The sequence below is a fragment of the Streptomyces sp. NPDC043853 genome, from assembly GCF_056436025.1.
In genome coordinates this window covers 191,748-213,975 of record NZ_JBWKDJ010000007.1, presented here as the reverse complement: position 1 = coordinate 213,975, position 22,228 = coordinate 191,748, and the positions used below count along the sequence as shown (strand labels likewise).

17 protein-coding genes are annotated in these 22,228 nt (G+C 71.9%); 15 read left to right on the top strand and 2 right to left on the bottom strand.

Annotated features, from left to right (window positions below):
- Positions 1–158 precede the first annotated feature (158 nt).
- The 6 genes from AC067U_RS20290 (at position 159) to AC067U_RS20265 (ending at position 9,819) form a co-directional block, all read left to right on the top strand.
- Positions 159–4,016: an amino acid adenylation domain-containing protein gene (locus tag AC067U_RS20290; protein ID WP_478831123.1), complete on the top strand. Its 3,858-nt coding sequence runs from the start codon at positions 159–161 to the stop codon at positions 4,014–4,016.
- 98 nt (positions 4,017–4,114) lie between these two features.
- A complete protein-coding gene (locus AC067U_RS20285; RefSeq protein WP_478831122.1) occupies positions 4,115–5,419 on the top strand; it encodes an MFS transporter in 1,305 nt (434 codons plus the stop codon).
- A 169-nt stretch (positions 5,420–5,588) separates the two neighbouring features.
- Positions 5,589–6,413 (top strand): AfsR/SARP family transcriptional regulator, encoded by an 825-nt coding sequence (locus AC067U_RS20280; protein ID WP_478831121.1) that lies wholly within the window; start codon positions 5,589–5,591, stop codon positions 6,411–6,413.
- A gap of 220 nt (positions 6,414–6,633) precedes the next feature.
- Positions 6,634–7,905, top strand: coding sequence for a beta-ketoacyl-[acyl-carrier-protein] synthase family protein (locus tag AC067U_RS20275; protein WP_478831120.1), 1,272 nt, complete (start codon positions 6,634–6,636; stop codon positions 7,903–7,905).
- Positions 7,906–7,973: 68 nt separating this feature from the next.
- Positions 7,974–9,236, top strand: a complete 1,263-nt coding sequence (locus tag AC067U_RS20270) for a ketosynthase chain-length factor (RefSeq protein ID WP_478831320.1) — start codon at positions 7,974–7,976, stop codon at positions 9,234–9,236.
- 232 nt (positions 9,237–9,468) lie between these two features.
- Positions 9,469–9,819, top strand: coding sequence for a DUF6247 family protein (locus tag AC067U_RS20265; RefSeq protein ID WP_478831119.1), 351 nt, complete (start codon positions 9,469–9,471; stop codon positions 9,817–9,819).
- A 31-nt stretch (positions 9,820–9,850) separates the two neighbouring features.
- On the opposite strand, the gene AC067U_RS20260 is transcribed toward AC067U_RS20265, so the two are convergent.
- Positions 9,851–10,624 carry an SDR family NAD(P)-dependent oxidoreductase gene (locus AC067U_RS20260; RefSeq protein ID WP_478831118.1) on the bottom strand — a complete coding sequence of 258 codons (774 nt, stop codon included), beginning with the start codon at positions 10,622–10,624 and terminating at the stop codon, positions 9,851–9,853.
- 204 nt (positions 10,625–10,828) lie between these two features.
- Here AC067U_RS20260 and AC067U_RS20255 point away from each other — a divergent pair, with 204 nt between their 5' ends.
- Complete coding sequence (locus AC067U_RS20255) at positions 10,829–12,070, top strand: cytochrome P450 family protein (protein WP_478831117.1); 1,242 nt, start codon at positions 10,829–10,831, stop codon at positions 12,068–12,070.
- A gap of 108 nt (positions 12,071–12,178) precedes the next feature.
- A complete protein-coding gene (locus tag AC067U_RS20250) occupies positions 12,179–12,868 on the top strand; it encodes a ScbR family autoregulator-binding transcription factor (protein ID WP_478831116.1) in 690 nt (229 codons plus the stop codon).
- 149 nt (positions 12,869–13,017) lie between these two features.
- Here the strand turns inward: AC067U_RS20250 and AC067U_RS20245 are convergent, their stop codons facing one another.
- Positions 13,018–13,599, bottom strand: coding sequence for an NADPH-dependent FMN reductase (locus AC067U_RS20245; RefSeq protein WP_478831115.1), 582 nt, complete (start codon positions 13,597–13,599; stop codon positions 13,018–13,020).
- A gap of 618 nt (positions 13,600–14,217) precedes the next feature.
- On the opposite strand from AC067U_RS20245, the gene AC067U_RS20240 reads away from it, so the two are divergent.
- The 7 genes from AC067U_RS20240 to AC067U_RS20210 all read left to right on the top strand — a co-directional run bounded on the left by AC067U_RS20240 (position 14,218) and on the right by AC067U_RS20210 (position 22,178).
- Positions 14,218–15,702 carry an FAD-dependent monooxygenase gene (locus AC067U_RS20240; RefSeq protein WP_478831114.1) on the top strand — a complete coding sequence of 495 codons (1,485 nt, stop codon included), beginning with the start codon at positions 14,218–14,220 and terminating at the stop codon, positions 15,700–15,702.
- Between the two features lie 97 nt (positions 15,703–15,799).
- On the top strand, positions 15,800–16,129 hold the full coding sequence (locus tag AC067U_RS20235; RefSeq protein WP_478831113.1) for a TcmI family type II polyketide cyclase: 330 nt from the start codon (positions 15,800–15,802) through the stop codon (positions 16,127–16,129).
- 105 nt (positions 16,130–16,234) lie between these two features.
- The gene (locus tag AC067U_RS20230; RefSeq protein ID WP_478831112.1) at positions 16,235–16,504 is read left to right on the top strand and encodes an acyl carrier protein; all 270 of its coding nucleotides are present in this window, start codon (positions 16,235–16,237) and stop codon (positions 16,502–16,504) included.
- A gap of 109 nt (positions 16,505–16,613) precedes the next feature.
- Positions 16,614–17,399, top strand: coding sequence for a 3-oxoacyl-ACP reductase FabG (gene fabG / locus AC067U_RS20225; RefSeq protein ID WP_478831111.1), 786 nt, complete (start codon positions 16,614–16,616; stop codon positions 17,397–17,399).
- A gap of 49 nt (positions 17,400–17,448) precedes the next feature.
- Positions 17,449–18,381, top strand: coding sequence for an aromatase/cyclase (locus AC067U_RS20220; protein WP_478831110.1), 933 nt, complete (start codon positions 17,449–17,451; stop codon positions 18,379–18,381).
- A 2-nt stretch (positions 18,382–18,383) separates the two neighbouring features.
- Entirely contained in the window at positions 18,384–20,696 is a 2,313-nt protein-coding gene (locus AC067U_RS20215; protein WP_478831109.1) for an SDR family oxidoreductase, read from the top strand.
- Positions 20,697–20,738: 42 nt separating this feature from the next.
- Positions 20,739–22,178 carry an MFS transporter gene (locus AC067U_RS20210; RefSeq protein WP_478831108.1) on the top strand — a complete coding sequence of 480 codons (1,440 nt, stop codon included), beginning with the start codon at positions 20,739–20,741 and terminating at the stop codon, positions 22,176–22,178.
- The last annotated feature ends 50 nt before the right edge of the window (positions 22,179–22,228 follow it).

Below are 22,228 nucleotides of genomic sequence, written 5' to 3'. Positions count from 1 at the left end.
CCGCGGGGGGCCGGCCGCCTCCTCCCCAGTCGGGCAGCCGGCCCCCGCGGTCACCCCCTCCCTCCGGCCCGGACCGCCCCCCACTCCGCCGTTCCACCGTTCCACCGGGCGAGCCGCCCGCCCGCCGTACCACCGAAGGAAAGTCAAGGAAGCCAGAAATGACCAATCAGGAGTCCAGCGTGCTCGAGCCTTCCCTTGTCGGTGTCGCGTCCCTTCCCGACCTGTTCGCACAACGGGTCGCCGAGCATCCCGAAGCGATCGCGGTCGTCTGCCGGGACGAGCAGGTGACGTACGGGCAGCTGGCGGACAGAAGCCAGGCCCTGGCCTCCTACCTCAGACACCTCGGCGTGAAGGTCGACGACAGCGTCGGCCTGTTCGTGGAACCCTCCGTCGACCTGATGGTCGGCGCCTGGGGCATCCTGCACGCCGGCGCCGCCTACCTCCCGCTGTCCCCGGAGTACCCCGAGGACCGCGTCCGCTACATGATCGAGAACAGCCGGGCCTCGGTGCTGCTGGCGCAGGACCACCTCACCGCGCGGCTGCGCGACCTGGCCCCCCGCGGGACCAGGATCATCACCCTGCGGGAAGCGGAATCCTTCGTCCCGGTCGGCGAGGGCGGTCCGGCCTCCTCGGCCCGCGCGGACGGGCTGGCGTACGTCATCTACACCTCGGGGAGCACCGGCCGCCCCAAGGGCGTGATGATCGAACACCGCAGCATCGTCAGCCAGATGCGGTGGATGCTCTCCGAGCACGGCATCGGGCCCGGCCGCAGGGTCCTGCAGAAGACCCCGATGAGCTTCGACGCCGCCCAGTGGGAGATCCTCTCCCCGGCCAACGGCGCCACCGTGGTCATGGGCGCCCCCGGCGTCTACGCGGACCCCGAAGGGCTCATCGAGCACATCGAAAAGTACCGGGTGACCAGTCTCCAGTGCGTGCCGACGCTGCTGCAGGCCCTGCTGGACACCGAGCGGCTGGCAGGCTGCGATTCCCTCACCCAGATCTTCAGCGGCGGCGAGGCGCTCTCCCGCAACCTGGCGGTCCAGTGCACGCAGGAACTCCCCGACGTCGCCCTGGTCAACCTCTACGGGCCCACCGAGTGCACCATCAACGCCTCCTCCTTCACCGTGGTCCCCGAGGAGCTCGCCGAAGGCCCGCAGTCCATATCCATCGGCCGCCCGGCCGCCGGCACCGCGTTCCACGTGCTCGCCAAGGAGACCCTCGAACCGGTCGGCGTCGGCGAGCTCGGCGAGCTCTACATCAGCGGTGTCCAGCTGGCCCGCGGCTACCTGCACCGCCCCGACCTGACCGCCGACCGCTTCCTGGAGGTCGAGGTCGAGGTCGAGGCCGGCCGCCCGCCGGTGCGCGTGTACAAGACGGGCGACCTCGCCCAGTGGAACCCCGACGGCACCGTGCAGTTCGCCGGCCGCGCCGACAACCAGGTCAAGCTGCGCGGCTACCGCGTGGAACTGGACGAGATCTCGCTGGCCATCGAGAACCACGACTGGGTGCGGAACGCCGCCGTCATCGTCAAGGACGACGCCCGCACCGGCTTCCAGAACCTGATCGCCTGCATCGAGCTCAGCGAGAAGGAAGCCGCCCTGATGGACCAGGGCACCCACGGCTCCCACCACGCCTCGAAGAAGAGCAAGCTGCAGGTCAAGGCGCAGCTGTCCAACCCCGGCCTGCGCGACGACCACGACCTGGCCGGCCGCCCCACCTACGACCTGCCGGGCGCCGAGCCCACGCAGGAGCAGCGCCGCCGCGTCTTCGCCCGCAAGACCTACCGCTTCTACGAGGGCGGCCGGGTCAGCGAGCACGACCTGCTGGAGCTGCTCGCCGCCGGGGTCACCGGCGGCCACGGCTCCCGCGAGGCCCGCGAGCTGTCCGCGGCCGAGTTCGGCGAGATCCTGCGCTGGTTCGGCCAGTACCTCAGCGAGGAGCGGCTGCTGCCGAAGTACGGCTACGCCTCGCCGGGCGCGCTCTACGCCACCCAGATGTACTTCGAGCTGGAGGGCGTCGCCGGCCTCGGCGCGGGCCGCTACTACTACCACCCGCAGCGCCACCAGCTGGTCCTGATCGACGAGCTGCCCGCCACCGGCGCCGCCCGCGCCCTGGTCCACTTCATCGGCCGCAACCGGGGCATCGAGCCGGTCTACAAGAACAACATCCTGGAAGTCCTGGAGATCGAGACCGGCCACATGGTCGGCCTGTTCGAGCAGGTGCTGCCCGGCTACGGCCTCGCCATCCAGGACCTGGCCTTCGACCCCGCGGTCCTCGACGGCCTGCAGGTGGCCGACGACGACCACTACCTGGGCACCTTCGAGCTGGTCCCGTACGACGGCGGACAGCCCGACAGCGCCGCCGACGTGTTCGTCCAGACGCACGGCGACCGGATCCCCGGGCTCCCCGAGGGCCAGTACGCGTACGAGGACGGCCGGCTGACCCGGATCTCCGACGACATCGTCCTCAAGAAGCACGTCATCGCCATCAACCAGGCCGTGTACGAGGGATCCAGCTTCGGCATCTCGGTCGTCAGCCGGGCCCGCGAGGAATGGCTGGAATACATCGAGCTCGGCAAGAAGCTCCAGCACCTGATGATGAACGGGCTGGGCCTGGGCTTCATGTCCTCCGGCTACAGCTCCAAGTCCGGCCACCCGCTGCCGGCCTCCCGCCGGATGGACGCCGTCCTCGCGGCCACCGGACGCACCAGCGGCCCGCTCTACTTCTTCGTGGGCGGCCGGGTCAGCGAGATCCAGCTGGCCCACGAGGGCATGCGCGAGGACACCGTCCACATGCGCGGTCCCGCCGAGATGATCCGCGACGACCTGGTCCGCTTCCTGCCCGACTACATGATCCCGAACCGGGTCGTGGTGTTCGAACGGCTGCCCCAGTCCGCCAACGGCAAGATCGACGTCAAGGCGCTGGCGGCCTCCGACCAGGTCAACGCCGAGCTGGTGGAGCGCCCCTTCGTCGCCCCCCGCAACCAGGGCGAGCAGGACATCGCCGAGGAATGGGCCAAGGCGCTGCGCCGCGAGACCGTCTCCGTACAGGACGACTTCTTCGAGTCCGGCGGCAACTCGCTCATCGCCATGACCCTGGTCCGGCAGATCAACGCCCGCTTCGGCCTCTCCCTGCCGCTGCAGACCGTGCTGGAGCACCCGACCGTCGAGCAGCTCGCCCGCCGCGCCCGCATCGGCGGGGACACCGCCTCCTCCCGGCTGCTCAGGCTGAACTCCGAGAAGAACGGCCGGCCGATCCTGTGCTGGCCGGGCCTGGGCGGCTACCCGATGAACCTGCGCACCCTCGCCGGTGAGATCGGCCTGGAGCGCCCCTTCTACGGGGTGCAGGCGCACGGGATCAACGAGGGCGAGCTCCCGTACCGGACGATCGGCGAGATGGCCGCCGCGGACATCAGGACCATCAAGAAGCTCCAGCCGTCCGGCCCCTACACCCTGTGGGGCTACTCCTTCGGCGCCCGGGTGGCCTTCGAGACCGCCTGGCAGCTGGAGCAGGCCGGCGAGCGGGTCGACGAGGTCTTCCTCATCGCCCCCGGCTCCCCGAAGCTGCGGGCCGCCGACGGCAGCGAGTACCCGAGGGAGGCCTCGTACGCCAACGACGGCTACACCACCATCCTGTACTCGGTGTTCGCCGGCCGGATCAGCGGCCCCGACCTGGAGGAGTGCCTGCGGGCGGGCCGGGACCCGGAGTCCTTCGCCGCGTTCGTCAGCGAGCTGAAGGGGCTGGAGCCCGCACTCGTGAAGCGGATCATCGAGGTCGTCGGCCAGACCTACGAGTTCGAGTACACCTTCCACGAGCTGGCCGAGCGCACCCTGAAGGCGCCGGTGACGGTCTTCAAGGCGGTCGGTGACGACTACTCGTTCATCGAGGGCGCCTCGGGCTACTCCGCAGAGCCGCCCGTCGTGGTGGACCTGGTCGCGGACCACTACAGCCTGCTCCGCGCGCCGGACATCAAGGAACTGGTCAAGCACATCCGATACCAGTACGGGGCGAAGTAGCGCCCGGGCCCCGGGTCCCGAACCCCGGGAGAGGCCGTCCCGCCGGAAGCAGTCCGGCGGGACGGCCGCCATGCCGTGGCGCGACAGCAAGGAGCACGATGAGCAGGCAGCGGCAGCCGGCCGTACGGCGCGTCCTGACGACCGCCTTCCAGTCCCTGACGGTCCGCAACTTCAGGCTGTTCGCCGCCGGGCAGCTGGTGTCGGTCGCGGGCACCTGGATGATGGTGGTCGCCCAGGACTGGCTGGTGCTGTCGATGAGCGGCGACTCGGGCACCGCCCTGGGCGTGGTCACCGCCTGCCAGTTCACCCCGCTGCTCCTGCTCACCCTGTACGCGGGCGGGCTCGCCGACCGCCACGACAAACGCCGGCTGCTGGTCGCGGCCAACCTGGCCGCCGGGGCACTGGCCCTGCTGTTGGCGCTGCTGGTGCTGGCGGGGGCCGCCGAGCTCTGGCACGTCTACCTGTTCGCCCTCGCCCTCGGCACGGTCAACTCCGTCGAGGTGCCGACCCGGATGTCCTTCGTCAGCGAACTGGTCGGCGGGGAGCTGCTGCCCAACGCCTCCGCGCTGAGCGCCGCGTACTTCAACACGGCCCGGGTGGCCGGGCCGGCCCTGGTCGGACTGATGATCGGCTGGTGGGGGACCGGGCCGGTGATGCTGCTCAACGCGGTCAGCTTCCTTGCGACGGTCCTCGGGCTGCTGCTGATCCGTCCCGGGGAGCTGCACCGCGGCGGGACCGGCCGGGAGCGCGCCGGGGTCGGCGAGGGCATCCGCTACATGCTGGCCCGGCGGGACCTGCTGCCGCCCATGGCGCTGGTGGCCGTGGTGGGCATGCTGGGCCTGAACTTCACGCTCACCCTGCCGCTGCTGGCCAAGACCGTCTTCCACACCGACGCGGCCTCCTTCGGCCTGCTGACCACCTCACTGGCCGCCGGATCCCTGGTCGCCGCGTTCGCCGGCACGGCCCGCCGCGGGCGGCCGCCGGCCCTCCTGGTCTTCGCCTCCGCCATCGGCTTCGGAACACTGGAGGTGCTGGCCGGGCTGGCGCCCGGCTTCGGCGCGGCCGTCGTCCTGCTGTTCCTGACCGGCTTCGGAGCGATCTGGTTCGCGCAGGCCGCCAACCACCACATCCAGCTCGGCACCGACCCCGCCTACCGGGGCCGGGTGATGGCCCTCTACACCCTCGTCTTCCAGGGCACCACTCCGCTGGGCGCCCTGCTGACCGGCGTGCTGAGCGAGGCCTACGGGGCCCGCTCCGGACTGCTCGCCGGCGGTACCGCCTGCGTACTCGCCGGGCTGGCCGCGCTCGCCGCGCAGCACGGTCGGCGAGGCGGCGGAACGGATCATTCTGCAGCGGCTCTGACGCCCCGGGAAGAATCCGGACAGAGCCGCGCGCGTTCCTGACACTGGTTGACACCGCCCTGACACGGAGACGGTTGCACCGCCATTCGGTTCGTTGGAGACTCGAGTTCATTCCAAGCGGGGTCTGACGAACCGTCCGGTGCATTCCACGACCGCATCGGAATCGCAGAACCAAAAGCCCTTGCCTATGCGTGACGAGGAGCGAATTCCCATGCGTTTCAACCTGATTGGGCCGTTCGAGATCATCACCGACGACGGCAGGGTGTACCGGCCCGGCACCCCGAAGGTGTGCCAGACGCTGGCACTGCTGCTGACCAGGCCGAACGAGATCGTGACCGCCGAATCGCTGATCCGGGAACTGTGGGGAGACCAGCCCCCGCGCAGCGCCGTGACGACGCTCCAGACCTACGTCTATCACGCGCGCCGAATGTTCGCGACGGAGGAATTGGCCGCGCCCGGACGCAATCTGATCGTCACGAGCGCACCCGGATACGCGATCCAGGTGGCCGAATCCGAAGTGGACATCCGGATTTTCGAGCGCCTGGTCACCCAGTCCCGCAACGAGCTCAGCGACGGTGACGCCGTGTCCGCCCTGCGCACCGTACGGCAGGCGCTGGACCTGTGGCGCGGCCCGGCCATGTCCAGCTTCCCCGCCGGTGACGTCCTCAACGGGCACATCGTGCACCTCGAAGAACTGCGGATCCGCGCCTTCGAGATCCGGATCGAGGCGGAGGACCAGCTCGGCCGGCGCCGCGAGTCGATCCCCGAGCTGCGCCGCCTGATCAACGACTACCCGCTCAACGAGTGGTTCCACAGCCAGCTCATCGCCTCGCTCGGCGCGGCCGGCCGGCGCGCCGAGGCCCTGCAGGCCTACCAGAAGCTGAGGTGGCTGCTCCAGGAGGAACTCGGCCTGGAACCCTCGTCGGAACTCAAGCAGCTGCAGATCACGCTGCTCAACTCGGAGCCGGTGCCGGCCGAGCGGTGGCCGGCCCCGCGCTCCCGCGGCCAGCTCGTCGGCGCCCGAGCGGGCGCCTGAGCCGGCGCCCGAGCCGGCGCCCGAGGACCGGCAACGCCGAAGGGGCGGCCTTCCGGGGCCGCCCCTTCGGCGTTGCCGGTTCCCAGGGGTGCCCGATGACCTGCGGCGAGGCTCGCGGGCCCCCGGGCAGTGTTCCACCGCCACGCCTCGACCGAGTGTCGAGCACCTGTTCCCAAGATCGTCAATGACCAGCCGAAGGACTCACCGTGAAGGACATCCAATGAGCCGACGCGTCGTCATCACCGGAATCGGCGTCGTCGCGCCCGGGGGTGTGGGCACCAAGGAGTTCTGGTCCCTGCTCACCTCCGGCACCACCGCGACCCGCGCCATCAGCCTCTTCGACGCCTCGCAGTTCCGGTCCAGGATCGCAGCCGAGGCCGACTTCCACCCCCTCGACCACGGCTTCACCGCCGAGGAGGCCGCCCGCCTGGACCGGGCCGCCCAGTTCGCCGTCGTCAGCGCCGGCGAAGCCCTCCGCGACAGCGGACTCGACACCGCCGGACTCGACCCCACCCGCACCGGCGTCACCCTCGGCAGCGCCGTCGGCTGCACCATGGGCCTGGACACCGAGTACGACGCGGTCAGCCGTGGCGGCAGCACCTGGCAGGTCGACCACACCCTGGCCGTCCCGCACCTGTTCGACTACTTCGTGCCCAGCTCCATGGCCGCCGAGGTGGCCTGGCGCACCGGCGCCCAGGGCCCCGTACAGATGGTCTCCACCGGCTGCACCTCCGGCCTGGACTCCGTGGGCCACGCCGTCGAACTGATCCGCGAGGGCAGTGCCGACGTGATGATCGCGGGCGCCACCGAGGCCCCCATCTCCCCGATCACCGTGGCCTGCTTCGACGCCATCAAGGCCACCTCGCCCCGCAACGACGACCCGGCCACCGCCTCCCGGCCCTTCGACGCCTCCCGCAACGGCTTCGTCCTCGGCGAGGGCTCCGCCGTCCTGGTGCTGGAGGAGCTGGAGAGCGCCCGCCGCCGCGGCGCGCACGTCTACGCCGAGATCGCGGGCTTCGCCAGCCGCTGCAACGCGTACCACATGACCGGCCTGCGCCCCGACGGACGGGAGATGGCCGAGGCGATCACCGTCGCCCTCGACGAGGCCCGCCTCGACCCGACCGCGGTCGACTACGTCAACGCGCACGGCTCGGGCACCAAGCAGAACGACCGCCACGAGACCGCCGCCTTCAAGCGCAGCCTCGGACAGCACGCCCACGAGGTGCCGGTCAGCTCGATCAAGTCGATGATCGGCCACTCGCTCGGGGCCATCGGCTCCCTGGAGATCGCGGCCAGCGCCCTGGCCATCGAGTACAACACCGTGCCCCCGACGGCCAACCTGCACAACCCCGACCCCGCCTGCGATCTGGACTACACCCCGCTCGTCGCACGTGAGCAGCGCACCGACACCGTGCTCAGCGTGGGCAGCGGCTTCGGCGGCTTCCAGAGCGCCATGATCCTCACCCGCCCGCGCCTGGGAGACTCCGCATGACCGCCGTGACCGCCGTGACCGATGTGACCGCCGAGACCGATGTGACTGCCGTGACCACCGAGACCGCGGTGACCGCCGTGACCCCCGAGAGCGCGGTCCGCACCGCCGAGTCCCGCACCGCCGCCCCGGTCGTCACCGGAATCGGCGTCACCGCCCCCAACGGCCTGGGCACGGAAAGCTGGTGGAAGGCCGTCCTGGCCGGCCAGAGCGGCATCCGCCCGATCACCCGATTCGACGCCGGGCAGTACCCGGCCGGGCTGGCCGGCGAGATACAGGGCTTCGACCCGGCCGAGCACATCCCCAGCCGACTGCTGCCGCAGACCGACCACATGACGCGGCTGGCCCTGGTCGCGGCCGAGGAAGCCCTCGCCGACGCCGGCGTGGACGCCGACCGGCTCCCCGACTACGCGGCCGGCGTCATCACCGCCGCCTCCGCGGGCGGCTTCGAGTTCGGCCAGAAGGAGTTGGAGGCCCTCTGGAGCAAGGGCGGCCAGTACGTCAGCGCGTACCAGTCCTTCGCCTGGTTCTACGCCGTCAACACCGGCCAGATCTCCATCAAGAACGGGCTCCGCGGCCCCAGCGGGGTGTTGGTCACCGAGCAGGCCGGCGGCCTCGACGCGGTCGCCCGGGCCCGCCGCCAGCTCCGCAAGGGCGTCCGCCTCCTCGTCACCGGCGGCGTGGACTCCTCCCTGTGCCCCTGGGGCTGGGCGGCCCACCTGGCGGGCGGCGAGCTCACCGGCAGCTCGGACCCGGACCGGGCCTTCCTCCCCTTCTCCGCCGACGCCTCCGGGCACGTCGCCGGAGAGGGCGGAGCCCTGCTGGTCCTGGAGGACCCCGCGTCCGCGCGGGAGCGCGGAGTCCGGACCTACGGATCCGTCGCCGGTTACGCCTCCACCTTCGACCCGGCCCCCGGCTCGGGCGGTACGCCCCGGCTACGCGCCGCCGCCGAGCTGGCCCTGGGCGACGCCGGGCTGGGCCCGGCCGATGTGGACGTCGTCTTCGCCGACGCGGCCGGCCGGCGGGGGGCCGACCGCGACGAGGCCGAGGCGATCTCCGGGATCTTCGGGGAGCACGGGGTGCCCGTCACCGCCCCCAAGACCATGACGGGCCGGCTCGCCGCCGGAGGTGCCTCGCTCGACCTGGCGGCGGCACTCCTCTCGCTCCGCGACGGGGTGATCCCGCCGACCACCGGGGTCACCCGGACCGCGGCGGACTGCCCGGTCGACCTGGTCACCGCGGTACGCAGGCCCGAGCGGCTGCGCACCGCGCTGGTCCTGGCCCGCGGCCGGGGCGGCTTCAACTCGGCCATGGTCGTCCGCGCCGCCGACTGAGCCGGTCGCGCCCGCGACCGGCACCTCACGCGCCCCGCGGCCGGCAGCCCTTCTGCCGCCCGCGGGGCCGCGGCCCGGCCCCGGACCTCGACGGCGGACTCTCGTCGCCCAACCGCTCTCGCGCACGCAGGCGGTCTCCACGGCACGCGCGGCGGAGTGCCGTAGCACGGCCCCGGGCGGCATGTCCCGACACTCGCGGCTGGGCACCGGTCCGACGGGGAAGAGGAGCGGCGTGAGCACCGCACCCGACAGCCCTACCGGGCCGCTCGTCCCCATGCCAGAGAAGACGCCTGCCGCCCTCCGGGTGGCGGTGGCCCGCCTCGACCCCGCCGTGCTCGTCCGTTTCGACGAGCACTGGGCCGAGGCCATGGGCCCGGCCCGCGACGAGTACAGCCCGCTTCCCGGCCGGGCGTTCGCCGAGCACTGGTGGTCATGGGTCGCCGTTCACCGGTGGCCGGCCAAGGCGGCCCGCCTCCGTGCGTGCGAGCGCGTCGTGGGCACCTCGCAGGACCGGGCGGAAAGGCGTGCAGCCGCGTCGGAGATCGCCCGCATCCTGGCCGACGCCGAGGCCGCCGCCCGGTGAGCGACTGGACCATGCAGCACCTGCCGGCCCGTCAGTGGGCCAGCCAGCCGCCGTCCACCGCCAGGGTCGTGCCGGCCACGTAGGAGGCCCGGTCGCTGCACAGCCAGGCCGCGGCCTCGGCGATCTCCGGGGTGTCCGCCATCCGTGACAGCACCGTCCGCCGCGCCATCGCCTGCTCTCGCGCCGGGTGGTCCTCCGCCATCCAGCCGGTCATCATCTCGCTCCGGGTGGCGCCGGTCGCGACCGCGTTCACCCGGATCCCCGAGGGGCCGTACTCGTGGGCGGCCGCCTTCGTCAGACCGATGACCGCGTGCTTGGACGCGATGTAGGGGGAGCTGGCGACCGTGGCCACCAGCCCCGCCGTACTGCTGTTGTTCACGATGGCCCCGCCGCCGGTCCTCAGCATGGCGGCCAGCTCGGCCCGCATGAAGTTCCACACGCCCCGCACGTTCACGTCCATGACGGTGTCGAAGGGCTCGTCGTCCATCAGGTGCATCGGCTCCGGGGTCACCGCCGTCCCCGCGTTGTTGAACGCGGCGTCCAGCCGCCCGAACTTCGCCACCGCGGAGGCCACCGCCCGGTCCGCGTCCTCGCGTCGGGTCACGTCCGCGACCACGTACTGTGCGCGGTGGCCCGCGGCGCACAGCTCGGAGGTCAGATCGGCCAGTTCGTGTTCCCGCCGGGCCACCAGGGTGACGGCGGCCCCCTCGCGGCAGAACACCCGTGCCGCGGCTGCGCCGATCCCCGTGCTGGCACCCGTGATCAGCGCCGACTTACCTGTCAGCAGTCCTGCGGAATCGGTCATGCGCACGACATTAGTCCCGCCCGGGTGCGTCGAACAACTTGCCGGCCACCCGTCATCCGCCGTCCCGGGCACGGTATTTCGGCCCTGATCCCGCTGGGCTCCGGGCGCCCGGCTGACATACTCTCGGCGCGCGCCGGAAAAAAATCCGGACGACCGGTTCGCTGCGGTTCCGGAGGGAGCCCAGCCCCTAGTTGAGGACAGCCGATGCTCCATCAGTGCCCCTACGCCATCGACCCCTCGGGTGCCGACGTACACGCCGAGGCCGCTCACTTACGCGCCTCGGGGCCGGCGGCCCAGGTGACCCTGCCCGGCGGCGTCGACGCCTGGGCGGTGGCCGGACTGGCGGACCTGAAGCGGCTGATGACCGACGACCGGGTCTCCAAGGACGCCTACCGGCACTGGCCCGCGTGGATCGACGGGGAGATAGAGGGGTCCTGGCCGCTGGCCATCTGGGTCTCCGTACGGAACATGATCACCGCGTACGGCTCCGAGCACACCCGCCTGCGCAAGCTGGTGGCCCCCACGTTCACCATGCGCCGGGTCGCCGCCATGCGCCCCCGCATCGAGCGGATCACCGAAACCCTGCTGGACCGCCTCGCCGCCCTCCCGCCGGACCGGCCCGTGGACCTGCGGGCCGAGTTCGCCCACCAGCTGCCCACCCACGTCACCTTCGAACTCTTCGGCATCCCCGGGGAGTTCTGGGAGCCGCTGCACCGGATCACCCAGAGCTTCTTCGACACCAAGATCTCCCTGGAGGACGCCCAGGAGAACGGGGCCCTGCTGCACTCCACCATGGCCCAACTGGTGGCCCGCAAGCGGGAGCACCCCGGCGACGACATCACCTCGGGGCTGATCGCGGCCCGCGACGACGAGAACGGAGCCCGGCTCTCCGAGAAGGAGCTGGTGGACAACCTGATCCTGTTGTTCACCGCCGGCTACGAGACCTCGGTCAACCTCATCTCCTCCTGCATCCACGCCATGCTGACCCACCCCGAGCAGCTCGCCCTGGTCCGCGCGGGCGACGCCGGCTGGGAGGACGTCATCGAGGAGACCCTGCGCCACGAACCCCCCGCCGCCACCGGGATCCTGCGCTACGCCGTGGAGGAGATCGACCTCCACGGCACGGTGATCCCCAAGGGGTCCCCGATCGCCGTCTCCTACGCGGGCGCCGGCCGCGACCCGTCGGTGCACGGCGGGAACGCCGACCGCTTCGACATCACCCGCCCCACCCGCGGTGACCACATATCCTTCGGTTTCGGGACCCACTACTGCGTGGGTGCCCCGCTGGCCCGGATGGAGGTCAGGATCGGCCTGGAGGCGCTCTTCGGCCGTTTCCCGGAACTCGAACTCGCCTGCCCGCCGGGCCGGCTGAAGCGCATCGAGTCCTTCATCTCCAACGGCCACCAGGAGTTGCCGGTCTTCCTCGGACCTGAGAAGCAGGGCTGAAACCAAGCCAGCTGCTGATAAAATACGGACCTCCTGGTTGATTTTTGCAGACGGTCGGTGATCCGGTAGGGGTCTCCATACCGGATCCCACCACGAAGCGGAGGCACCGTGGCCAAGCAAGAACGCGCGGAGCGCACACGTCGCGCCATCCTCGAAGCGGCCGCGGAGGTCTTCGACGAGCGCGGGTACGAGGCGGCGACCATCGCCGAGATCCTCACCCGCGCCGGAGTCACCAAGGGTGCGCTGTACTTCCACTTCTCGTCCAAGCAGATGCTCGCGCAGGGCGTCCTGGACGAGCAGTTCGCCGAGGGCGGCGTGCCGCCCCGGGACAGCAAGCTGCAGGAACTCGTCGACGCCGGCCTGGTGCTGGCCCACCGCATGAAGCGGGAGCCGCTGCTCAGCGCCGGTGCCCGGCTCTCCCTGGGGCCGGAGATAAGGGAGATCTTCGGCGGCGGTTCGATCCCCGGCTGGATCGACATCGCCACCCGGCTGCTGGTCGAGGCCAAGGCCCAGGGCGAGCTGCTGCCGCACGTGGACCCGGCCGAGACGGCCTGGGTGCTCTCGGCCTGCTGGACCGGTGCCCAGGTGTACTCGCAGACCCTGAGCGACCGCGCGGACCTGGAGTACCGGGTCGCCGGCGTCTACCAGCACATCTACCCGAGCATCGCCACGCCCGCCGTCCTCGCCCGCCTGGACATGGCCGCCGACCGCGGCGCCCGGGTGGCCGCCGAGGTCGAGGAGGCGAAGGCCACGAAGGCGGCGAAGGCAGAAGCGGAAGCGGAACCACTGGCTTCGTAGCGCGACCGAGGATCATCTTAAACCGCAGAGACGGTTTCAAACAGGCCAAAGTGTCCCACGATGAGCGCCACTGCCCCGACCGGGCAGTGGCGCTCATCGTTGTGCTGATTCACCGGGGCGGGCTGCCGGCGGCGCGCGCGAAATCCTGCTCAGGCCTTGTACGGGCGCTTGTCGCGTGCCTCGTTCAGGCTCAGCGCCCACCACTCCAGCTGCTGCAGGAGGGTCTTGGCCGCGGTTGCGGCCGGGCCGCCGTCCGCGTGCACGCCCTCGTCCCCGAACTCGCCGAAGGCGTTGTGGAAGCTGACCGTGTCGCGGATGGTGACCGCGTGCAGCTCGGCGAAGACCGGGCGCAGGTGCTCCACCGCACGCAGCCCGCCGGACAGGCCGCCGTACGAGACGAAGGCGACCGGCTTGGCCTGGAACTCCTCGCGGTGCCAGTCGATCACGTTCTTGAGCGGGGCCGGATAGCTGTGGTTGTACTCGGGGGTGACCACGACGAAGGCGTCCGCGTCCGCGAGCCGCCCGCTGACGGCGGTGACCGAGGCGGGTGCCTGGGCGCCGAAGGCCGGGAAGGCCAACGGCACGTCCTCCTCGGCCAGGTCCACGAGGTCGACGTGGAACCCGCCGTGCTCGGCGACCCGGTCGGTGAACCACCGGGCGACGACCGGGCCGAAGCGGCCCTCGCGGACGCTTCCGACGATTACGGCGAGGCGGAGGGTGTCGGTGGACATGAGTCTCTCCCGGAGTTCTGGTGTGGACCGGCTGGACGAGTAGATCGAACAACCTGAATCTCACTTGAGGTCAAGTCGTCCTCCGTGCGGCGGCGACCGGAGGGCCCCGCCGACCGTCTGCGGGCCGTGAACCACCACCGGTAAACGGGCCCCGGCCCGTGGCTTGTCCGTCCCCTGACATGGGCTTGCCCTGCTCCTGACGCGCCTGACCGGCGCCTGTGGAACCTGACCAACTCCTGTACGGAGCGCCATTGATCGGCCGGGCGGGGCCGAAGAACCTGGATACCAAGATCCGGAGCAGTGTCCCCGCGGGTCCTGTGGCCGCCGACGGCGTCGAGCCCCAGCGCTGTGCCGCGAGGAAGTCCCGGCCGGGCCGCCCCGGGCGCACCCCGGCCCCTCCGACGCAGGACACCGCCCTCGGCCCGAACGCGGAGGCCGAGGCCTCCGCCACCGCGGCGCCACCGTCCGCGCTTCCCTGCGGTCCCCCGGCGCGGCCCTCCGACCTTCCCCTCAGGCACCCGCCGGCCCGCGCCGAGGCCAGTCGTGACCCGTCGCCGGAGCGACGGCCGGGCCATCCCGATCTTCGGCGACTTCCCGATCACAACCAAGGAGAGGCACATGGACGCTGCGGTGATCATCGCAGGCGCCGGACCGGCCGGGCTGATGCTCGCCGGGGAACTCCGGCTCGCGGGAGTGGACGTCATCGTCCTGGAGCGGCTCCCCGAGCGCACGGGGGAGTCCCGTGGACTGGGCTTCACCGCACGCACCATGGAGGTCTTCGACCAGCGCGGCCTGCTGCCCCGGTTCGGCGACATCGAGACCAGCAACCAGGGCCACTTCGGAGGTCTGCCCGTCGACTTCGGGGTCCTCGAAGGCGCCTGGCAGGCGGCCAAGACCATTCCGCAGTCCGTCACCGAGGCGACCCTCGAGCAATGGGTGACCGACCTGGGAGCGGACCTCAGGCGCAGCCACGAACTGGTGACCTTCAAGGACGACGGCGACGGAGTGGAGGTCGAGGTCCGCGGCCCCGGGGGAGTGCAGACGCTGCGCGCCGCCTACCTGGTGGGCTGCGACGGCGGTCGCAGCACCGTCCGGAAGGCGGCCGGCTTCGACTTCCCGGGAACGGCCGCGACGCTGGAGATGTACCTCGCCGACGTCAAGGGGCTCGACCTGGAGCCCCGCATGATCGGCGAGACGCTGCCCGGCGGTATGGTCATGGTCGGCCCGCTGCCCGGCGGCATCACCCGCCTGATCGTCTGCGAACGCGGCACCCCGCCCCGGCGGCGCGCCTCGCCCCCCACCTACGACGAGGTCGCGGCCGCCTGGAAGCGCCTGACCGGCAACGACATCTCGCACGGCGAGCCGGTCTGGGTCAGTTCCTTCGGCGACGCGACGCGCCAGGTCACCGAATACCGCCGGGGGCGGGTCATCCTCGCCGGCGACTCCGCGCACATCCACCTGCCGGCCGGCGGGCAGGGGATGAACACCAGCATCCAGGACGCGGTCAACCTCGGCTGGAAGCTGGCCGCGGTGGTCAACGGCTGGGCACCGGAAGGCCTGCTGGACACCTACCACGGCGAGCGCCACCCGGTCGGCAAGCGGCTGCTGATGAACACGCAGGCGCAGGGACTGCTCTTCCTCAGCGGCCCCGAGGTGCAGCCCCTGCGCGACGTGCTGACCGAGCTGATCGCCTACCGGGACGTCAGCCGCCACCTGGCCGGCATGGTCAGCGGCCTGGAGATCACCTACGACGTCGGCAACGGCTCCCACCCGCTGCTCGGCAAGCGCATGCCGGAGCTCGAACTGGTCGGGGAGACCCGCAAGACCAGCAGCACCGGCCTGCTCCACTCCGGGCGCGGTGTGCTGCTCGACCTGGCGGACAACGCCCGGCTGCGCGAGCGGGCCGCGCCCTGGTCGCGGCGGGTCGACATCGTCACCGCGGAGCCGCACGGCCTCACCGAGGACCATCCGCTCCACGGCACGGCCGCCGTGCTGGTCCGTCCGGACGGATACGTCGCCTGGGCCGCCCCCGGCAGCCACCACGACCTGCCCATGGCCCTGGAGCGCTGGTTCGGCAGCCCTTCCGCGGGGCGCGGCCTGTAGCCCGTACGGCCGGCCCGCGCGGCGAGCACCGCATCCGGTCGTACCGCATCCGGACCGCACCGAGGTCCGGACCACACCCGATGAAGAAGGAAGTCACATGCACAGCACTCTGATCGTGGCCCGGATGGACCCCGCGGCGAGCGTCGACGTGGCGAAGCTCTTCGGGGCCTTCGACGCCACCGACATGCCCCACCGTATGGGCACCCGGCGCCGGCAGCTGTTCTCCTACCGGGGCCTGTACTTCCACCTCCAGGACTTCGACGGCGACAACGGCGGCGAGGTCATCGAGGAGGCCAAGACGGACCCGCTGTTCGTCGGCATCAGCGAGGACCTGAAGCCGTACATCGAGGCGTACGACCCGGCGACCTGGCGTTCCCCGAAGGACGCGATGGCCACCCGCTTCTACGACTGGTCGACGTCTTCCTGAGGCCGTGCCGCCTCCCCGCCATCCCCCACGAGCCCCGTTGGCCCGGTGATCTCCGTGATCACCGGGAGAACGGCCCATTCCGCCAACCCATGTGAAGGAACACAGATGTCCGACAAGGAATTCACCCTCGCCGACCTCCGCCGCATCCTCATCGAGGGTGCCGGCGCCGGGGAAGGCGTCGATCTCGACGGCGACATCCTCGACACGGAGTTCGAGGAGCTGGGTTACGAGTCGCTGGCCCTGCTGGAGACGGCCGGCCGTATCGAGCGCGAGTACGGCATCACGCTCGACGACGACGTGTTCGGGGACGCCCCGACCCCCCGGGGCCTGATCGCCGCCGTCAACGGCCACCTCGAGGAGTCCGTCGCGGCCTGACGTTCCTTCCCTCCCCTTCCCCTCCCCCCACCCCCCTTTGGGCGGCCGCCGCGCCCGTTCCCCGGCGCGGCGGCCGCACCGGTCCACCAACCATTGGAGCAAAGTCACCATGTCGCAGCAGGACCAGCGGGTCGCGCTCGTCACCGGCGCCACCAGCGGAATCGGCCTGGCTTCCGCCCGCCTCCTGGCCACGCAGGGGCACCGGGTCTTCATCGGCGCGCGCAGCGCCGACAACGTCGCCGCCACCGTCAAGCAGCTCCAGGACGAGGGCCTGGACGTGGACGGCACGACCCTCGAAGTCCGTTGCCCCGACAGCGTGCGGACCTTCGTGCAGGCCGCCGTCGACCGTTTCGGCACCGTGGACGTCCTGGTGAACAACGCGGGCCGCAGCGGCGGCGGCGTCACCGCCGACATCACCGACGAACTGTGGCTCGACGTCATCGACACCAACCTGAACAGCGTGTTCCGGATGACCCGCGAGGTGCTCACCACCGGCGGGATGCGCCACAAGGACCGCGGCCGGATCATCAACATCGCCTCCACCGCCGGCAAGCAGGGCGTCGTCCTCGGCGCCCCGTACTCGGCGTCGAAGCACGGCGTGGTCGGTTTCACCAAGGCGCTCGGCAACGAGCTGGCGCCCACCGGCATCACCGTCAACGCGGTCTGCCCCGGCTACGTCGAGACCCCCATGGCCCAGCGGGTCCGCCAGGGTTACGCGGCCGCGTACGACTCCACCGAGGAGGCGATCCTCGAGAAGTTCCAGTCGAAGATCCCGCTCGGCCGCTACTCCACGCCGGAGGAGGTCGCGGGTCTGGTCGGCTACCTCGCCTCCGACACGGCGGCCTCCATCACCTCGCAGGCGCTGAACGTCTGCGGCGGCCTCGGCAACTTCTGACCGGCTCCGACGGACAAGACGAACAAGACGGACAAGGACGACAGTACCCATGACCAAAGAGGTCGAGCACGAGATCACCGTGCAAGCCCCCGCCGCCGAGGTGTACCGCCTGATCGCCGAGGTGGAGAACTGGCCCCGGATCTTCCCGCCCACCATCTACGTCGACCACGTCGAGCGCGGGGAGAACGAGGAGCGGATACGCATCTGGGCGACCGCCAACGGCGAGGTCAAGAACTGGACCTCGCGGCGCACCCTGGACCCCGCGGCACTGCGCATCACCTTCCGCCAGGAGGTGTCGGCGCCGCCCGTGGCGTCCATGGGCGGCACCTGGATCATCGAGCCGCTCTCCGGCGACTCCTCCCGGGTGCGGCTGCTGCACGACTACCGGGCGATCGACGACGACCCTGAGGGCCTGAAGTGGATCGACGAGGCCGTCGACCGCAACTCCCGCTCGGAGCTGGCCGCGCTGAAGACCAATGTGGAGCTGGCGCACGCCACCGCCGAGGTGACGTTCTCCTTCGAGGACACCGTCCAGGTCGACGGCTTCGCCAAGGACCTGTACGACTTCATCAACGAGGCCGACCGGTGGCAGGAGCGGCTGCCGCACGTGGCCACCGTCCGTCTCGACGAGGTCTCCCCGGGGCTGCAGGTCCTGGAGATGGACACCCGCGCCAAGGACGGCTCCACGCACACCACCAAGTCCTACCGGGTGTGCTTCCCGCACGCGAAGATCGCCTACAAGCAGGTCACGCTGCCGGCGCTGATGACCCTGCACACCGGCTACTGGACGTTCGAGGAGAACGAGGACGGCGTCGCCGCCTCCTCGCAGCACACCGTCGTGCTGAACACCGCGAACATCACCCGTGTCCTCGGCCCCGACGCGGGCATCGCCGAGGCCCGCGAGTACGTGCGGACGGCCCTGAGCACCAACAGCAGGGCGACGCTCGGCCACGCCAAGAACCACGCCGAGCAGCAGCGCTGACCATGGCCGGCGACTACACGGAAACCCAGGTGGTCGTGGTCGGCGCCGGCCCCGTCGGGCTGATGCTCGCGGGCGAGCTGCGGCTGGGCGGGGCCGAGGTGGTCGTCCTGGAACGGCTCTCCGCCCCCACCACCGAGTCGCGGGCATCGACCCTGCACGCCCGCACCATGGAGATCTTCGACAGCCGTGGCCTGCTCGACGCGCTCGGCCCGGTGCCGGGCGAGGTCCGCGGCCATTTCGGCGGCGTCCCGCTCGACCTCACCCTCCCCGGCCCGTACCCGGGCCAGTGGAAGGTCCCGCAGGTCCGCACCGAGGAACTGCTCGGGGACTGGGCGACCGGCCTGGGCGCGGTCGTCCTGCGGGGCCACGAGCTGCGCGGGCTGACCGTGACCGAGGACCACGCCGAGGCCGAGGCCGTCGGCCCGGACGGTCCGGTACGGATCCGGGCCAAGTGCGTCGTCGGCTGTGACGGGGAGAACAGCACGGTCCGCCGCCTCGGCGGATTCGACTTCCCCGGCTCCGACGCGTCCCGCGAGCTGATCCGCGCGGACGTGGCCGGCATCGAGATCCCCGACCGGCGCTTCCAGCGGCTGGAGCGCGGACTGGCCATCGCCGCACGCCGTTCCGACGGAGTGACGCGCGTGATGGTGCACGAGTTCGGGCGCACCCTGCGCTCCCGCACCGGGGAGCCGGACTTCGGGGAGATCGCGGACGCCTGGCGGCGCGTCACCGGGGAGGACATCAGCGGCGGCACCCCGCTCTGGGTCAACGCCTTCGGCGACGTGTCCCGCCAGGCGTCCCGGTACCGCGACTTCCGGCTCTTCCTGGCCGGTGACGCCGCCCACGCGCAGATGCCGATCGGGGGGCAGGCCCTCAACCTCGGCCTGCAGGACGCCGTCAACCTCGGCTGGAAACTGGCCGCCCAGGTCGCCGAGCGCGGCCCCGACGGCCTGCTGGACAGCTACCACACGGAACGGCACGAGGCCGGCCGCCGGGTCCTCGGCAACATCGCGGCCCAGGCCGTGCTGCTGCTCGGCGGCCCGGAGGTCGAGGCCGTCCGGGAGGTCGTCGGCGAGCTCGTGCGACAGGAGGACGTCCGCTCCCATCTGGCCGGGATGATCTCCGGCCTGGACGTCCGCTACGACGTGGGCCCGGGCGGGCACCCGCTCCTCGGCGCACGCGTGCCGCACGCCGGACTCGTCGTGGACGGGGCCCGGTCCACGACGGCCTCGCTGCTGCGCTCCGGTCGCGGCCTGCTGCTCGACCTGTCGGGGGACCCGGTCCACCGGGACCGGTCCCGCGCCCTGGCCGAGCCCTGGGCGGGCCTCGTGGAGACCGTGACCGCCGATCCGCTGCCGGGGGACGACCCCTTCCGTGGCGCGGACGCCGTGCTGGTGCGTCCGGACGGGTACGTCGCGTGGACCGGCTCGGCCGGCGAAGCGGAGCTCACCCCCGCCCTGCACCGCTGGTTCGGTGCCCCGGCGGCCGCAAGGCCCAACAAGTCCGGCAACCCCAACAACCCGACCAAGTCCAAGAAACGGAGTGAACACACCATGGGCAGGCTCACCGGTAGGACGGCACTGGTCACGGGTTCGAGCCGGGGTATCGGCCGGGCGACCGCCGAGCGCCTGGCGCAGGAGGGCGCGCTGGTCGCCGTCCACTACTCGTCGGGCAAGGAGGCGGCCGAAGAGGTCGTCGCCACCATCGAGAAGGACGGCGGCCGGGCCTTCGCCGTACGGGCCGAGCTGGGCGTGCCCGGGGACGTCCACGAGCTCTTCCTGGCCCTGGAGGAGGGCCTGCGGGAGCGCACCGGCGGCACCGACCTGCACGTTCTGGTCAACAACGCCGGTGTGATGGGCGGGGTCAAGGCGGAGGACACCACCGCCGAGGTCTTCGACCGGCTCTTCGCGGTCAACGCGAAGGCGCCGTTCTTCCTCGTCCAGCGGGCGCTGAAGAACATGCCCGACGGCGGCCGCATCATCAACATCTCCTCCGGCCTGACCCGCTTCGCCAACCCCGACGAGATCGCGTACGCGATGACCAAGGGAGCCGTCGAACAGCTCGCCCTGCACTGGGCGAAGCTGCTGGGCCCGCGCGGGATCACCATCAACAGCGTGGCCCCGGGCATCACCCGCAACGGCAACCCGCTCTTCGACGTGCCCGAGGCCGTCGAGGCCATGGCCGGGCTGTCCGCCTTCAACCGGGTCGGCGAGCCCGGGGACGTCGCCGACGTGGTCGCCTTCCTGGCCACCGACGAGGCCCGCTGGATCACCGGTTCCTTCGTCGACGCCAGCGGCGGCACCCTGCTCGGCTGAGCCGCCCCGCCCTCCTCCCACCCCCTCCAGGCGGAACAGGACATGTCACCTTCCACGACCAAGGCGCCCCGCGGCTCCGGCGCGTCCGGCGCGTCCCGGCCGGCCGGGGGCCGGATCGGCGCCGCGCTGTGGGGCCTGCTGTTCGTCCTCGCGGGCAACATGCTCATCGACGCCCTCGAAGTCTCCGTCGCGCTCGTGGCCCTGCCGTCCATCGGCGCCGACCTGCACCTGGACGTGCCGCGGCTGAGCTGGGTGGTCACCGGTTTCGCGGCGGGGTTCGGCGGACTGCTGCTCTTCGGCGGCCGACTGGTCGCCCTGCTGGGCCGCCGCCCCGTCTACCTCGCCGCGCTCGCCGTGTTCGCCGCCGCGTCGCTCGCGGGGGCGTGGGCGGAGAACCTCCCCCTGCTCGTGGCGAGCCGGTTCCTGAAGGGGGCCTGCGCCGCGCTGACCGCGCCGACCGGGCTGGCCATCATCGCCTCGTCCTTCCCCGAGGGCCCCGCCCGCAACCGGGCGGTGGCGGTGTACTCGCTCTTCGGCGCGGGCGGCTTCTCCGCCGGGCTGCTGCTGTCCGGGGCGCTCACCGAGGTCAGCTGGCGCTGGGCCTTCGCCTTCCCGGCGCCGGTCGCGCTGCTGCTGTTCGCCGCCGGACTGCGGCTGATCCCCCGCGACCGGCCCGGCGCGGACCCCTCCGCCCGGGCCCGCGGGTACGGCGCGGTGAGCGCGCTCACCCTGACCGGGGCCGTCCTGGCGCTGGTGCAGGGGATCACCTCGGTGCCGGGCGCCGGGTGGCGCGACCCGTACACCGTGGGCGCGTTCGCCCTGGCCGCCGTGTGCGCGGCGGTGCTCGTCCGGGCCGAGCGGACCGCACGGCATCCCCTGGTCCCGCTGGACCTGGCGGCCCGGGAGCCGCTGGTGCGCTCCGCGCTCGGCGCGGGCGCGCTCAACGGCTCGTACCTCGGGCTGCTGCTGGTGAGCACGGTGCACCTGCAGCAGCGGGCCGGCTGGAGCCCCATGGATACCGGGCTCGCCTTCCTGCCGGCCAGCCTCCCCCTCGCGCTGACCGCCCTGTACTCGGGCCGGATCGCGGCCCGCTTCGGGCCGGCCCGGCTGATCGCGGCCGGGGCGGCGGCCGCGCCGCTCGGATACCTGCTGTACCCGCGCGACGGCGGCGCGGACGTCGGGTACGCGCCCGATGTGCTCCCCACCATGCTGCTCGTCGGGGCCGCGTTCGTGCTCGCCTTCGCCTCCTTCCACCTGCAGGCCACCGGCTCGGTGCCGGCCGAACGGCAGGCGGCGGCGGGCGGGCTGTACCAGACCGGCGTGCAGCTGGGCGCCGTGCTGGTGACGGCGGTGACGGCCGCACTGCTGCCGGCCGGATCCGGGCCGGCCCTGTGGTTCGTGACGGCCGTCGGGCTGGCCGGACTCGTCCTCGCGCTGCGCGGCATCGGCCCGCGGCCGGCCACGGCCGGCACCACCGTCTGACCCCCCCCGCTCCTCCCGCTTCCCCACACCTCCCCCCACACCCGTTTCCA